This window comes from Thermostichus sp. OS-CIW-29 (assembly GCF_054058195.1).
In genome coordinates this window covers 17,705-32,582 of sequence record NZ_JBSSAB010000021.1, presented here as the reverse complement: position 1 = coordinate 32,582, position 14,878 = coordinate 17,705, and the positions used below count along the sequence as shown (strand labels likewise).

At 58.7% G+C, this 14,878-nt stretch carries 13 protein-coding genes; 5 read left to right on the top strand and 8 right to left on the bottom strand.

Annotation, left to right across the window (positions count from 1 at the left end):
* The first annotated feature begins 8 nt into the window (after window positions 1-8).
* Entirely contained in the window at window positions 9-1,226 is a 1,218-nt protein-coding gene (locus tag ACVWZJ_RS08715; RefSeq protein ID WP_011432610.1) for an FAD-dependent hydroxylase, read from the top strand.
* Here the strand turns inward: ACVWZJ_RS08715 and ACVWZJ_RS08710 are convergent.
* Window positions 1,223-2,950, bottom strand: coding sequence for a helicase HerA domain-containing protein (locus tag ACVWZJ_RS08710; RefSeq protein ID WP_011432611.1), 1,728 nt, complete (start codon window positions 2,948-2,950; stop codon window positions 1,223-1,225). The genes ACVWZJ_RS08715 and ACVWZJ_RS08710 overlap by 4 nt on opposite strands.
* A 109-nt stretch (window positions 2,951-3,059) precedes the next feature.
* Between ACVWZJ_RS08710 and ACVWZJ_RS08705 the strand changes: the two genes are divergently transcribed.
* Window positions 3,060-4,253, top strand: coding sequence for an RNA-guided endonuclease InsQ/TnpB family protein (locus ACVWZJ_RS08705; protein WP_011432612.1), 1,194 nt, complete (start codon window positions 3,060-3,062; stop codon window positions 4,251-4,253).
* Window position 4,254: 1 nt separating this feature from the next.
* On the opposite strand, the gene ACVWZJ_RS08700 is transcribed toward ACVWZJ_RS08705, so the two are convergent.
* Together ACVWZJ_RS08700 and ACVWZJ_RS08695 are read right to left on the bottom strand one after the other, a co-directional pair.
* Window positions 4,255-5,058: an Ig-like domain-containing protein gene (locus ACVWZJ_RS08700; protein ID WP_071818150.1), complete on the bottom strand. Its 804-nt coding sequence runs from the start codon at window positions 5,056-5,058 to the stop codon at window positions 4,255-4,257.
* 256 nt (window positions 5,059-5,314) lie between these two features.
* Window positions 5,315-5,683, bottom strand: a complete 369-nt coding sequence (locus ACVWZJ_RS08695; protein ID WP_011432615.1) for an AbrB family transcriptional regulator — start codon at window positions 5,681-5,683, stop codon at window positions 5,315-5,317.
* A 339-nt stretch (window positions 5,684-6,022) separates the two neighbouring features.
* Between ACVWZJ_RS08695 and coaBC the strand changes: the two genes are divergently transcribed.
* Window positions 6,023-7,261: a bifunctional phosphopantothenoylcysteine decarboxylase/phosphopantothenate--cysteine ligase CoaBC gene (gene coaBC / locus ACVWZJ_RS08690; RefSeq protein ID WP_414344656.1), complete on the top strand. Its 1,239-nt coding sequence runs from the start codon at window positions 6,023-6,025 to the stop codon at window positions 7,259-7,261.
* 89 nt (window positions 7,262-7,350) lie between these two features.
* Here coaBC and sppA read toward each other — a convergent pair whose 3' ends face one another.
* The 5 genes from sppA to ACVWZJ_RS08665 all read right to left on the bottom strand — a co-directional run bounded on the left by sppA (window position 7,351) and on the right by ACVWZJ_RS08665 (window position 12,889).
* Window positions 7,351-8,157, bottom strand: a complete 807-nt coding sequence (gene sppA, locus ACVWZJ_RS08685; protein WP_011432617.1) for a signal peptide peptidase SppA — start codon at window positions 8,155-8,157, stop codon at window positions 7,351-7,353.
* A gap of 74 nt (window positions 8,158-8,231) precedes the next feature.
* Window positions 8,232-8,936, bottom strand: a complete 705-nt coding sequence (gene fabG / locus ACVWZJ_RS08680) for a 3-oxoacyl-ACP reductase FabG (RefSeq protein WP_414522981.1) — start codon at window positions 8,934-8,936, stop codon at window positions 8,232-8,234.
* A 105-nt stretch (window positions 8,937-9,041) separates the two neighbouring features.
* Window positions 9,042-9,890, bottom strand: a complete 849-nt coding sequence (gene rsmA / locus ACVWZJ_RS08675; protein ID WP_414428018.1) for a 16S rRNA (adenine(1518)-N(6)/adenine(1519)-N(6))-dimethyltransferase RsmA — start codon at window positions 9,888-9,890, stop codon at window positions 9,042-9,044.
* Between the two features lie 75 nt (window positions 9,891-9,965).
* Window positions 9,966-11,711, bottom strand: coding sequence for a sensor histidine kinase (locus tag ACVWZJ_RS08670; RefSeq protein ID WP_457395807.1), 1,746 nt, complete (start codon window positions 11,709-11,711; stop codon window positions 9,966-9,968).
* A gap of 44 nt (window positions 11,712-11,755) precedes the next feature.
* Entirely contained in the window at window positions 11,756-12,889 is a 1,134-nt protein-coding gene (locus tag ACVWZJ_RS08665) for a PIN domain-containing protein (RefSeq protein ID WP_457387685.1), read from the bottom strand.
* A gap of 514 nt (window positions 12,890-13,403) precedes the next feature.
* Here ACVWZJ_RS08665 and ACVWZJ_RS08660 point away from each other — a divergent pair.
* Window positions 13,404-13,646: a NifU family protein gene (locus tag ACVWZJ_RS08660; protein WP_011432622.1), complete on the top strand. Its 243-nt coding sequence runs from the start codon at window positions 13,404-13,406 to the stop codon at window positions 13,644-13,646.
* A gap of 132 nt (window positions 13,647-13,778) precedes the next feature.
* On the top strand, window positions 13,779-14,876 hold the full coding sequence (rseP, locus tag ACVWZJ_RS08655) for an RIP metalloprotease RseP (protein WP_011432623.1): 1,098 nt from the start codon (window positions 13,779-13,781) through the stop codon (window positions 14,874-14,876).
* Window positions 14,877-14,878 lie beyond the last annotated feature (2 nt).

The following is a 14,878-nucleotide window of genomic DNA, read 5'->3' as shown; positions in this document are numbered from 1 at the left end:
TAAGAGAGATGACAACTCTTGCTCCCACTCCGGATACTTTGGCAGCCCTCTACGACGTGATTATCGTCGGCGGAGGCATCGCGGGCTTAACCCTAGCTTGTGCCCTGCGGGGATCCGGCCTGCGGTTGGCCCTCATTGAGGCCCAGTCGGCTGAGGCAGTCAAACAGCGCCCCCTGGCCTATGCCCTTTCGCCGCTGTCAATCCGCATCTTCCGGGCCGTCGGGGTGTGGGAGGCGCTGGCTCCCCACATTACGCCCTTTGCTCAGGTGATTTTAACCGACGCCAACGCTCCCCAGCGGGTGACGTTTAGACCGGAGGATGTGGGGGAAGCGGCAGTTTTCTACTGTGGCGAGCATGCCTGGCTGCAGCAGGCGCTCCAGGAGCAGGTGGCTGCCGATCCCAAAATTAGCTGCTACTACGAAGCCAAGGTGGAGAGCGTAACCTATGGGAAGGCTGCAGCCGAGGTAGAGCTGGAAACGGCCCAGGGGCGTCGCCAACTGCGGGCCTCCCTGGTGGTCGCCGCCGACGGCCTGCGCTCCCAGGTGCGGCAGTGGGCAGGGATCCCTAGCGACGGCTGGGACTATTGGCAGTCCTGCATCACCGCCTTGGTGGCCCCTTCCCAAGACCACCAAAACATTGCCTACGAGCGCTTCTGGCCTGCCGGCCCCTTCGCCATCTTGCCCCTGCCCGGCAACCGCTGTCAGGTGGTCTGGATCATGCCCCACGAGCAGGCCAAAGCCACCCTGGCCCTTCCTCAGGCCGACTTCTTGGCCGAGATGCAGCGCTACTACGGCGGTCAGAGCGGCCAGCTCACTTTGCTGAACCGGCCCCAGGTTTTCCCGGCTCGCCTACGGCAAAGCCGCCGCTACTATCAGCATCGTCTTGCCTTAGTGGGAGATGCCGCCCACCACTGCCATCCGGTGGCTGGCCAAGGGCTCAACCTCGGCATCCGCGACGCCGCTGCCCTGGCCCAGGTGCTCCTAGACGCCTGGAGACGGCATGAGGATCTGGGAGATGTCAAAGTCCTGCGCCGCTACGGTCGCCGTCGCCGCTGGGAAAACTGGGTGGTGCTGCTCTTCACGGATCTGCTCACCCGCACTTTCTCCAACTCCTACTGGCCCGTAGTGGTTATGCGGCGGTGGATCCTGAGAGGGATGATGGCCTTCCCCCCCCTGCGGTGCTTGCTGCTGTGCTTGATGACGGGACTTTGGGGGAGCTCTCCCTAAAGTCCCAGCTCCTCCTTGGCCTTCTGAGCGGCCAGGAGCACCTCCGCATCTTCGGCCTGCGACCAGTCGGGGTCGGCGATCTCGGCGTAGAACCTTTGGTCGTAGGAGCGGGTTTGCACCACCACCGGCATAGGCACGGCGTGGCCGAGAAGGAGGGCCTGTTGTTTGGAATCTAGCTTGGCCAACACCGTTTTCAGGTTCTGGCTACCCGCCACCCCTGTGAACACCGCCTCGATATCTTGGTCGTCGTTGAGGAGTGCCGTAATGCGAGTGCCCAACTGCGACATCACCTCGCTGTCGATGCGGGAAGGGCGCTGATCCACCACTAGCAGCGTGACAAAGTACTTGCGCATCTCGCGGGCAATGGTGCCGAAGATGGTCTGCTTGGCCGCCCGCGGATTCAAAAAGCGATGGGCCTCCTCAATGGTGATGCATAGTTGACGGGGCCGGTCGAGGGGATTTTTGGATTGCAAGTACCGCTCCGTCTGATGTACGTAGGCCTGGTGAATGCGGCGGGTGATGACGTTGGCAGCCAACATGTAGGAAAGCAAGTTGGACTGGGATCCAAACTCGATAACCACGTGAATGCCGCGGCTGAGGGCATCCAAAATCTGGCCGATGTAGTTGTGGGGCAGGGTGCTGCGGATGTACTTGAGGTTGTCAAGGCGGGTGAGCTTGCGCTGCAGGGCCATCATCGAGGCTTTGTTGCCCATTTTCTGTTCGCAAAACTCTTGAATCTCGGTGTTGGAAAGGCTCAAGAGGCGGCCGATCCAGTCGCGGCCAAACTCGTTGCGCAGGATAATGGCGTTTTCCAGGCTGGCTTCCGATAGGTTCAGCTCCTCTGCCAACAGGGCCAGATCCTCCACCTCGATCTGGTTGTAGGCGATGAAGAGCTCCTGCGCATCCCGCACCCCTCGCCGCCGGGTGGAATCGGGATCCAGGGTATAGATTTGTACCTGACCGGGAAAGAGCTGCCGCAAGCCTTTCACAGTAGTGGCGTGCTTGTCTTCGCTGGCCGCCTCCCAGCCGTACTCGGAGTGCATGTCAAAGATCAGGTTCACCGCCGCCCGTTTGCGGATGATACCGGCCAGGATCAGGCGGGCTAGAAAGGACTTGCCGGTGCCCGATTTGCCGAAAATGCCGTTGCTGCGCTCCACCCAGCGATCCAAGTCCAAACAGATGGGCACAGCCATGTCGAGGGGCTGGCCGATAGCAAAGTTGCGCCGCTCCGGGTCATCTTCCCAACCGAAGACGGTGCGAAAGTCCAGTTCCCGTGCCTCATACACCTGTGAAAAATGGGCGGGCACTGTTTTCACGGGCAGCAGCTCCATGGCGCCAGCGGAAGGGGGTTCTTGGCCGAGGGGAGCTGCCAACGCTTCTGGCCGTTCGGGATTGACCAGGGGATACAGCCTTTCCCCTTCCGTTTGCCGCGGCACCAACATCAGCATCGGGGTGAGGGCAATAATGCCATAGGTACCGGTACCGGCCAGCACCTCCTGCAGCAAGGTCTCTTCCGGGCGGGGGGGATTGACCAGAATTTGGGGGTTGCTGGTTTCTAGGGTAACGTCAGTAAGCAGGCCAAAGAAGCGGTTGCGCTGCCCCTGGATCACCACGAATTTGCCCACCCGCAAGTCTTCTACCGAGACACCGGGATTGAGGCGAGCTTCCAGCCCTCGACTCAGGGATCCCTGAATCACGGTGGCCAAAGGTTGAGGAGGGGTCATGGCAGTGGGGGTTGGGTTCCAGATGCCTTATTCAGCTAGAAATCGCAGGAGCCCCGCACTGTACCCGTAGGGTCAGTGTCGGGAGGAATGCGGAAGTTATGATAGAACCATGACCCAAGTCCTGACCGTCTCCTGCAAGCTCAAGGTGTCCCAGTCGCAGGCCGCAAAGTTGGATGCGACAATGGATGCCTTTGTGCAGGCGTTGAACTGGGTCAACCAAAACACACCAGAAAAAGTAGTCAACGCAGTCAAACTCCAGTCCCTTTGCTATTACCAGATTCGCGCTCGGTTTGGCTTGTCCAGTAACTTGGCTCAACAGGTGTGCAGACGGGTAGCGGGTTCCCGCAAAGTGGCTAAGCAGAAAAAGCGTCCCGTCAAGGAGTTTAAGAGCGGCTTTGTTACCTACGACGCCCGTATCTTTTCGTTCCGTCAAAAAGACTGGACGGTGTCGCTGACCACGGTGGAGGGTCGGGAGCGCTTTGAGCTGGCGATTGGCCGTTACCAGAGAGAACAGTTGGCAGGCTCCAATCCCAAATCTGCCACTCTGGTCAAGCGCAAAGACGGTTTCTACTCCATTCAAATCTGTGTGGAAACGGAGCCATCCCCACCGCAAGGCACGGATAGAGTGCTGGGCGTGGATTTGGGAAGGACGGATATTGCTCATACATCGGAAGGAGATAACTGGAATGGACAGCAGTTGAACAAAGTCCGCGACCACTACTCCCGGTTGAGGGCGGTACTCCAACGCAAAGCCAGTAAGGGCACACGCAGTTCGCGGCGCAGATGCCGTCAACTGCTGCAACGGCTGTCTGGCAAGGAGAGACGCTTTCAAGCGTGGGTTAATCATCGCATCTCCAAAGCTATTGTCTCCAGGGCAAAAGCTACCAACAGTGCTATCGCTCTGGAAGACCTGACAGGGATCCGGGAAAGGGTTAATCAACAGCCACGGAGCAAGACAGAGCGTAGACGGGCCAACAACTGGGCGTTTTATCAACTCCGTCAATTTTTGGAGTACAAGGCTCTGCGTGCGGGGGTTGCTTTGATTCTGGTGCCGCCTGCCTACACGTCGCAGACCTGCCACCGGTGTTTGCACATTCATCCCGACCCTGCGCAATCCTACCGCAGTGGAAAGAAGTTTAAGTGTGGACACTGTGGATGGGAAGGGGATGCGGATTTGAATGGTGCGAATGTGATTGCGCTTTTGGGGGCTGCTGTAAACCAGCCTAGAGGTTCGTGGTTGGCTTGCCAACTGCAGGGCTACCGAAAGCCCGCCCTGTACTGCGAAGCAGTCAGGGTCGGGTAGTTTACTTGCCCATCTGTAAGCGGGCGCTGGTGCGGGGGGCGCCATCCTGCACAATCCAGGTGCGGACGATCTCCACTTCCTCCGGCGTCCAAAAGCCCAGACGGGACAGGGGCAGCCCGCGAGCTTGAATGTAAGCAATCTCAGGGGATCCGCCGCGAGCTTGGGGGCGGTTGGGGTTAATGGCGTTGAGGATGTAGGCGTGGCGGCTCGTCCACCGGGGATTGATCAACTCGCTATTGGGATCCCCTGGCCTGACATAGGCCATCGTGGCCTCATAACTGTCCAGCAACTGGGTGCGCTGCCGTCCTGCCGGCTGATGGCAACCCACACAACTGGCTTCTAGCAGCGGTTTGACATCCCGTTCGTAGGTAAATTGCGGTTCGGTGCGAAAACTCAGCTGAATGGCCTGCTCGAGGGGCAGCCCCTCTTGGGGAGAAAGCGTGAGGGTGTAACGGGTGCTAAAGCGCAAGGGATCCCGAGGCTTAAGCAACAACTCGTCTCCCTGCACATCAAAAATAACCGCTGCCGGCGGATCCAACTGAACCGCCAGACGTTGTAGATTGGGATCCAGTGGCCGATTGAATTGCAGCCGAATGACTCCATCCACAAAAACATCCTGCTGTTCGGGAGTAGGCTGGGAAGACACCCACTCCAAAAATGCCTGACTTTGAGAAGCATTCGACTGAGGCCAAACTTGCCGATGAGACTCGATGACAAAGAACGCTGCTGCCAACAACAACAGCCCCGCCCAAGTTCGCCACCGCCGCCAATGGCGAAAGACATTTGGCACAGTCGGAGTGTTCATTGTTGCAGACTCAATTCAACTGTTGTCAGAATAGCGAACTTGCCCACACTTCAGCCATTGATGAGGTACAAACTGCCAGGGATCCCCAGCGGATCATGAGGATCCCTTGTTTGAAAAGTAGAGAAACAATAAACACCGGAGCGAAAGGAAGAAGTCGCTGCTCCCAGGCCCCTGAGGGCTAAAAAGAATACCGAGGGCTTTACCCTGGCTGAGATGAGATCACCAGCAGGGAAAAGCGGCACAGGGAGGCAGCAAATCAGTTGACCCGCTCCAGCTTGATGTTGTGGTGGCCCAGCTTGATCTCAAACTCATCTCCGGGCTTGAGGCCCATCTTCTTGGTGTAGGCAGCTCCGATCAGGAGATTGCCATTCTTATGAACCGAAACCCGGAAGGTAGGAGCGCGGCCACGGGATCCATTTTCGTCACTAGCGCCGAGATCCACGCCAACGGCCTTCAACAGGGCGTTGTTAAACTGCATCAGATTCACTCGCTCCTGACCATTCTTGGTGTAGGTGACATAACCACAGGCGCGAGCTTTTTCCTTGCGATCCGCATTTCCCATTGAAGTTACCTTGTCGAGGAGCTCTTGGCCAGTGAGTGGTTTTGGTTTACTGGTTGTAGCCATATCGAGATGGTTTTAGGGACAACTGTTAGTGTAGCCAGAAACAAACAGCGATTGCAATAGAGTTTGATCCAACTCTTCTTAATTAGAGGGAATGAGTGCGCGACTGCAATGGGATCTGAGGGGTGGTTGCGCAAAACAGCAGTGGGGAATTCCCTCTGAAGGCCAGAACCTATGGGGGAGACTTTGGCTGAAATGGGGAATGATAGGCTCTCAGGCCCTATTCTCGACAGGGTCATCCGTCCAAGTCAAAGTATCTTTGGGCGAGGGATCCCCGCTTTGCCGCCGGAATTGAGCAAAAGCAGGGAAACTGGAAACAAGGCTGTTTGCGTGTCACTCAATATGGATCCCTTTTGGTCGGGGCGGCGTCTCCTCATTGGGGTGAGCGGGGGGATTGCTGCTTACAAAACGGCAGCTTTGGTGTCTGCTCTGGTGCAGCAGGGAGCAGAGCTCAAGGTGGTTTTGACAAAAGCTGCGGAACATTTTATTTCTCCTTTGACTTTTGCCACCTTGTCCCGCCAGCCGGCTTTTACGGATGCCGCCTTTTGGCAAGCAACACGAGGACGACCGCTGCACATCGAGTTGGGGGAATGGGCGGAGGCTCTCCTCATTGCACCCTTGTCGGCCAACACCTTGGGCAAGTTGGCTCATGGGCTGGCGGATAACTTGCTCACCAATGTGGTTTTGGCTTCCCGGTGTCCGGTGGCGGTGGCACCGGCTATGAATACGCAGATGTGGAAGGCGGAGAAGGTGGCCGAGAATTGGCAGCGGCTACACCAGGATCCCCGTTTTTGGGCCTTGCCGACGGCCAGTGGCCGCCTGGCCTGTGATGCGGTGGGGGAAGGGCGCATGTTGGAGCCGGAGGCCCTGCAGGAGTATGTGCGGGCTTTGCTCTGGACAGGGGGGAAAAAAGATTGGCAGGGCAAGCGGGTGTTGGTGACGGCGGGGGGTACACGGGAGCCCATCGACGCGGTGCGTTTTATCGGCAATCCGGCCAGTGGTCGGATGGGCGTGGCATTGGCGGTGGCGGCAGCCTGCCGGGGGGCGACAGTGACGCTGGTCCATGGGCCGTTGGGGATCCCTTTTGATCCAGCGCCCTTCGCCATTCGGGCCATTCCGGTGGAGACGGCAGCCCAACTGGAGGCGGCTTTGCAGGCGGAATTTCCCCAGGCGGATCTCTTGTGGATGGCTGCTGCTGTGGGGGATGTGCGCCCCTCTCAGGTTTACGCGGGGAAGCTGCCCAAAGCCGATCTACCCCAGATGTTGCCGTTGGAGCCGATCCCTGACCTGCTGGCAGCTCTGGCCCGCCACAAACGCCCTGGCCAACGCCTCATCGGCTTTGCCGCCCAAAGTGGGGATCCCTTGCCGCCGGCCAGAGAAAAGCTCCGCCAGAAGGGCTTGGATGCCATTGTGGCCAACCCCATCGACCAACCGGATAGCGGCTTTGGCAGCAGCCACAACCAAGGCTATTGGATCCCCCAGCAGGGAAGTCCAGAGCGGATCCCATTGGCAACCAAGCCAACCCTGGCCCACCGGCTGCTGGATCTGGCCCGGCAATTGGAGTTGGGCTACTTTAGTTAAACTCCCTCTCCCTCTGCAAGAGGGGCCGGGGGTGGGGGCTGTGCGGTACAGAACGCTAAACTTCCCGGAATAGCTGTTCGCGAACTGCCTCAAGAACCTGTGTAAAGCCACAGGGGCAAGCCCGAGGTGCTCACTTCAAACTGCAGACGGGCCAAGGCTTCTGCTGCCGGCAAAAACCGAGACCAACCTCTGCGCCGGGGGAGCAGGTCGTAGAACTTCGCATCCGTCGGCAAACCGGCCAGCTCTGCCGCCCAAAGGCGGGCATCTTCCTCTGTGCCCAAGCGATCCACCACACCCAAGTGGAGGGCCTGCTCTCCGCTGAAAATGCGGCCATCGGCAAAAGTTTTGACCACATTCAAACTCAACTTGCGGGCAGCAGCAACCGTCTGCACAAACTGGCCGTAGGTGATGTCGATCAACTCTTGCAGGATGTTTCGCTCTTCTGGGGTCAGCTCGCGATCAAACGAGAGAATATCTTTGTAGGGGCCAGACTTAATTACCTTAAATGAAATCCCCACCTTATCCAGGAGGCGTTCGATATTGTTGCCTCGAATGATCACACCAATGCTACCGGTGATTGTTCCTGGGTTGGCAACAATTTTTTCGGCTCCCATGGCAATATAAACCCCCCCAGAGGCAGCAATGTTGCCAAAGCTGGCGACAATACGGGTGCCCTTTTTCTCTCGCAAACGCAAGAGGGCATTGTAGATTTCTTGGGAGTCGGCCACCGTCCCGCCTGGACTGTCGATGCGCAGCACCACAGCAGGGATCTGGTTTTCTTCCACCTCTTTCAGGGCCTTGAGAACCCGCTCGCGAGTTTTGCCATCAATGGCCCCTGCCACCTCAATGCGACCGATTTGCCGGCGCAAACCACCCAAGAATAATCGCTTCAGCATGGAAAAGAACTGGATAGGGATAAGTGCATATTCTGTATCATGAATGGCGGCTCATGGCTTGGTCAACCAGTTGCCTAGACGTTGCCATACACCGGGATCACCGCCCCTCGCAGATCCCGCGCTGCTTCTGAGACCAAAAAGGCGATCACCTGCCCGATGGACTCTGGCTTTACCCACAGCTCGGCTTGCTCGGATCCCATGGCAGCTCGGTTGGCCGGCGTGTCGATGATGCTGGGCAGGATGACGTTGGCTGTGATGTCGGTGCCTTGGGTTTCGGCGGCAATGGTACGGGTCAGGGCCACCACCCCTGCTTTGGAAGCGCAGTAGGCGGCCAATTGCGGGCCCGGCTCCACCGCTCCTCGGGATCCCACCGTTACAATCCTCCCATAGCCCTGTTGCCACATTCTGCGCAGGCTGTGCTTGCAGGTCAGGAATGTGGTGGTGAGGTTGAGGTCGAAGTCGCGATACCAGTCCGCCAAGCTGTACTCGTGGGTGGGGCCCATGGCAAAGCCCCCCACCAGGTGGATCAGCCCATCTACGCGGGGTAGGTCGGCAATGACGCGGGCAACCGCCGCCTCATCTGTTAAATCCACTTGCACAAAGCGAACCCGATCCAGAGCATTGGCCGGCAGTCGCTCCCGCAAAATGGCAAGATCTTTCTCTTGGCGATAGGTCAAGGTCAGCTCTGCTCCGCTGGCCAGCACCACGGGAACCACCCCCAAACCCAGCCCGCCTGTGCCGCCGGTCAAGAGGATTTGCTTGCCTTGGTTGCTTTGCATGGATGCACCTGCATTGACGAAAGGGATCCAGAACAAGATCGGGAAGGGACTTCAAAAACCCCAGAGGATGTTTGGGTTCGTCCAACTGAGCTTCCCTCTCTCACCCTACCCCGGTTCCTGCCCCTCTTGAAGAACAACAGCCCTTTTGGGCGCTTTCTCCAGCAGCAGGTCGCTCAAGGCCAGCCAGTGGGGCAGGGCCAGCTCTTCGGCGCGGGCATCGGGGTTGAGGCGGAGCTGAGCCAAAGCTGCTGCGACCACCTCTCGCTCCACCAAGCTTCCCAGGGCATTGACGAGCTTCTTGCGGCGGGTGGAGAACCCCTGTCGAAGGAGGTGGTTAAACCAGCAGGGATCCCGGACGGGGGTGGGGGCGGGGCGGGGGGTGAGGCGAATCACAGCAGATTCCACCTTGGGGGCGGGCTTGAAAGCGGTGGGGGGCACCCTGCAGATCAGCTCGCAATCGGCCAAATACTGCGTCCGCAGGCTCAGAGCACCATAGGCTTTGCTGCCGGGGCCGGCCTGCAAGCGCTCGGCCAGCTCTTTTTGCACCAGAAGGACAATGCGCTCGAACTGCCGAACCGGCTGGGCCGGGGATCCGAGCACCTTTTCCAAAATGGGGCCGGTCAGGTTGTAGGGGATATTGGCCACCAGCAGGCGGGGTTGAGGAGGCAGCGGCAGGCGGAGAAAATCTCCCTCCAGCAGGTGAAAACGGGGTTGGCCGGCGAACCGTTTTTGCAGCAGTCGGCACAGATCCCGGTCGATCTCCACCGCCACCACCTGGACACCCTGGGCCAGCAATCGCCGCGTCAGTTGGCCGGTGCCGGGGCCGATCTCCAGCACCCAAGTGGGATCCGCGTCTCCCTCTAGATCATTCAACTGGGCAGCCCGCACAATCGCCTCGTGAACAGCGGGATCCTTGAGCCAATGCTGACCAAACCGTTTACGAGGATAGGGCATGGGGGAATGTTCGCGCAGTGCTGCGCCGCAACTGAGAGGTACCCAGAGCGGTTGAAGGAGAAATGGCCGGGTGGGTCATCGCTGGACTGAGTTGGGAACAGAAATCAAGTTGGGATCCGCATCCTCAGGTCTATCTCGGGCGGGTTGAGCAGGGAGCGCCTCTGGGTTCGGATCCCCGCTCAGGAGCGGCTTGCGGTAGAGGGGCACCGTAAAGGTGACGGTGGATCCCAGCCCTTCGCCCAGGCTGTAGAAATTGATTTCCCCTCCCATCGCCTCCACCAGGCGTTGGCTGATGGCCAGGCCCAAGCCGGTTCCTCCATATTGGCGGGTGGTGGAACCATCCACCTGCGTGAAAGCCTGAAACAGCTTCTGCTGCTTTTCCAGCGATACCCCGATCCCGGTGTCGATGACGCGGATGCGGGCCAAACCCGGGTTGCCGGGCAGGATATCCGCCCGCACGGTTACTGAGCCTTTGGGGGTAAACTTGATGGCATTCCCCACCAAATTGAGCATCACCTGCAACAGACGCTGATAATCTCCCAAGAGCAAAATCTGATCTGCAGTGTTGGGCAAGTGAAAGCTCAGTTGTAAGCCCTTTTGGCTGGCCTGCAAGCTGGTCTTGGCCTCCACATCCTTAAACAAGGCTCGCAGGTCGCAGGGCTGGAACTCCAACTGCATTTTGCCCGCCTCGATCTTGGCAATATCCAGCACATCGTTGATCAGGGCCAGCAGGTGCAGGGCAGAGCGATAGGCCTCTTGCAAAAAGTCCAGCTCCTCTTCGCGGTTTTCGGCCATCCCGTCCAGCACCAGCTTGATAAAGCCGATGATCCCGTTGAGAGGGGTGCGCAGCTCGTGGGAGGTGTTGGCCAGGAATTGGCTTTTCAGTTGGTTGGCCGATTCCGCTTGGGCACGGGCCTGCTCCAGCTCCTTATTTTTCTGGCGCAGAGTTTGGTTGGCTAACTGCAAGCGGGTTGCCAGTTGGCGACTTTGATCCAGCAAAATGGCGTGGGCAATGGCTGCGCCCAGGTAGGTGGCAATGCTCTGGAGTACCTGAATGTGGCTTGGCTGCCAAACAGGAACCCTGTTCGGATCCAGCATTTCCAGCCAGAGCAGGCTGTTGGCGTAGCCCTGGTAAGACATGGCAATGGCCAGATGTCGCCCCGCCTCCACCGGTTCTTCCTGTCTGAGGGCCTGCAACAAATGGGGGTAATCTGCCAGCTTCAGGGTCTGGTGGAGCAGGGAGGGATCCCCAGGATGGCGGCGGTACTCGGCATTGACCGTGAGGGAGTCTTGCCCCACCTCGTAGAGGGCCATCAGGCAGCGATCTACCTCAAACAGTTGCCCCAACTGCTCCACGGTCTGCTGGCACAGTTGCCGGATATCGAGGGAATGCCGGATGTTGCGCACCAACTGCGTCGTGATCCCCTGTACCGGATCGGCCGGGAGAGCATGGGGCTGGCTGTTGGGGCTGCTGGTTCCTCCGGCCAACGCAAAAGGCGTAGCCCCCAGCAACTTGCCCACTGCCGCAACCGCCACCACCTCCCCTTCCGTGTCCCGTACAGGGTTGAGAGAAAGATGCAGATGCAACTTGTAGCGGGGCGAGAGCACCTGACATTCGTAGGAGAGGGGATCCCCGCTTGCAAAGACCTGGTTGAGCTTGGCTTCGTACTCTCCAGCGTTGGCCACCTCCCAGATTTGCTGTCCGCTCACGATGTGCTGAGGGTGGATGCCATATTTCTCGGCATCTTCCCAGTAAAAACTCCAGAAGCGCCTCTGGCGATCCTGCGTGTAGAACATCGGAGTGGGTCGGAGCACATCCATGGGGGAGGAGACCACCATTGCGCTAGGGGAACGTAGGCCAAAACTCAGGTTTTTCCAGAGGAAGCCGGGCTGGCCGGATCAGAGGCCGGGCGGGTTAGTGGGGCAGAGTCCTTGTTGAGGCGGGCGAAGATCATGCGGCCTGCTGAGGTTTGAATGGCGCTGGTCACAACCACAGAGCGGGTTTTGCCCACAGAGCGCTGCCCTTCTTCCACCACCACCATGGTGCCGTCTTCCAAGTAGCCCACCCCTTGACCTGGCTCTTTTCCTTCGCGGGTGATCTTGATATCAAAGCTGTCGCCGGCAACATAGATGGGCCGCAGCGCCTCGGCCAACTCATTCACATTCAGCACCTTGACCCCCTGCAGAGCCGCCACCTTCTTCAGGTTGTAATCGGTGGTAAGCAGCGTTCCCCCCACGGTTTGGGTGAGGCGCACCAGCTTTTCATCGACAGTGGTCAGATCTGGATAGTTGGCTTCGTGAATAACGAAACGATCGGGGTAGGCCTCTCGCAAAGACTGCAGGGTATCCAAGCCTTTGCGGCCCCGCTCTCGTTTTTGGGCATCGGCTTTGTCGGCAATGGTCTGCAATTCCGTCAGCACAAAGCGAGGAACCACCAGGGTTCCTTCCAAAAAACCTGTCTCGATTAACTGAGCCACTCGGCCATCGATGATGGAGCTGGTGTCCAAAACCTTGGCCGTGGCAGCCACCACATTGCCCTCCGCCCAGAGGGCTGCCTGCAAAGCATAGTTGGGGTTAAACAGCCGCAGCAGCGAGGGGCCGTGGGTATCGGCCAGGCTGACCCCCAGATAGGCAAAGGCCAAGCTGAAAAAGACCGAAGCCAGCGGCTCGAGGAACCTATTGAGTTGGGGGGGCAGGGGCAGCAAGTAGACAGGAGCCATGGCCAGATTGGCAATCACCAAGCCGATCACCAACCCCACCGAGCGGCTGATCAACACGTCCGGCGGCAAGGAGCGCACATTGGCCTCGAAGCGACGGTAGCTCCAGCGCACCAGGGATCCCAAAGCCAGTCCTGCCAGCACGCCAAAGCCGCTGGTGACGACACGGGCTCCTTCCACATTGGCCCCCTGAATGGCGGCAGGAGGGAGCAAATCCAGGCCGTAAAACCCGAGACCAGCCCCGGCCAACATGAAGATCGCGATCAGTAAAGCGTCTAGCATAAGAAATAAAGACGGCCCTGCTGAGTGGGTGATGCTGCTGGGAATAGGCAAATCTGCTCCCTACTCATTCTAGTCGTCTGGTGTTGGAGGGATCCGGACAACCAAGCCAGCCCTCCCCCAGAAGGATTCAGACTATGCTGAAATCATAGCGATCCCTTGCCAGCTTGAGGGATCTGTGGAGCATGCCTCTAACCCCCAAAACCCTGAACTTTGCTGAATTTACTGAGCTTTAGGCGGTTTGGCAAAAGTCATTGAGAGGGATATAGTAGACCAAGTTTCCCCCTGATCCTTGAGTCCACCGCAACGGTTGCCGGGAAGTGAAGGGGGAAAGCGCTCGGGGGGTATTCCTCAGGGCTTTGCGGGATACCGCCTTCCTGCTTGGACTCCGTCCCGCTGACGCGAACAGAGATAGGCAGGATGCGATCGCTTCTTTCCTGAACCATGTTCAGGAGAGTTCAGCGTGAATGTATCAGAAACCGCTACAATCCAAATCTCAACGAGGCTAAAAGCAACCATGGCACAAGCACTGGAACTCAATACCGAGAACGTCGAGAAAGTCCTGAACGAGCTGCGTCCTTACTTGATGGCCGATGGGGGCAATGTGGAATTGGTGGAAATCGATGGCCCGGTGGTCAAGCTGCGCTTGCAGGGGGCCTGTGGAGCCTGCCCCAGCTCGACCATGACTCTAAAGATGGGCATTGAGCGCAAGTTGCGGGAGAGCATTCCCGATATTTTGGAGGTGGAGCAGGTATTCTGAGGGGCCCTGTAGGTTTTTGTGAGATTCCTTTAGGGTTCTTTATCATGTGTTGGATTATGTGCCTTGACAAATAGCCTCGGGTGGCTCTCTGCTCCCCACTTCTTTCTTCTGTGCCTTCTTCAGAGCTAGCGCATGTCTGTTCTCCTCTCCATCGCCATTCTCGCCCTGCTGATCCTGGTGCATGAGGCAGGGCACTTTGCGGCAGCCAAACTCCAAGGGATCCACGTCAACCGCTTCTCGCTGGGGTTTGGCCCGGTGTTGTGGCGATACCAGGGCAAGGAGACAGAGTACGCCATTCGCGCCCTGCCGCTGGGGGGCTACGTGGGCTTTCCTGACGAGGATGAACATTCTCCCTACCCGCCCGACGACCCGGATCTGCTGAAAAACCGCCCCGTGTTGGATCGCCTGGTGGTGATGAGTGCAGGGGTGATGGCCAACCTGATCTTCGCCTATCTGGTGCTGGTGTTGATGTTTGCCTGGGTGGGGATCCCCTCGGTAACGCGCCTCCATCCCGGCATTCTCATCCCTCAGGTGATGCCCGATAGCCCGGCGGAGCGGGCCGGCCTGAAGGCAGGGGATGTGGTGTTGCAGGCAGCAGATCGCGATTACAGGGGGATTGCCGACGAGACGGCGGCCTTGGCAGCTCTGAACGATTTTCAGGTGCTGATCCGCAGCAGCGAGAACCGGCCCATTCCCCTGGAGGTGCAGCGTGGGGAAGGGGATCCCCTGCAATTGACGGTGATCCCAGAGGTGCGGGGAGAGACGGTGGCCATTGGAGTGACCTTGGCCCCCCACCAGGAGGTGACCTTGCGTCCCCCTCAGAGTGTGGCTGAGATCCTCACGGAGGCGGGAAATGCCTACCAGCGGGTGGTGATGCTCAATCTGAACGGCTTGCGGCAGTTGCTGCAGAATTTCCAAAGCACGGCTGCTCAGGTCTCCGGCCCGGTGGGGATCGTCAAGATTGGGGCGGATCTGGCCCGCGATGACGCCGCCAGCCTGTTTAATTTCACCGCTTTGATTAGCATTAACCTGGCCTTTCTCAACCTGTTGCCCCTGCCCGCCTTGGACGGGGGACACATTGCCTTTTTGATCCTGGAGGCGATTCGCGGCAAACGGCTGCCCAAGCATCTGGAGGAGCGGGTGATGCAGACGGGCTTGGTGTTGTTGCTGGGATTGGGGGTGGTGCTGATCTTCAAAGACACCCTCGCCATTGTCACCGGGTCGGGCTAGGG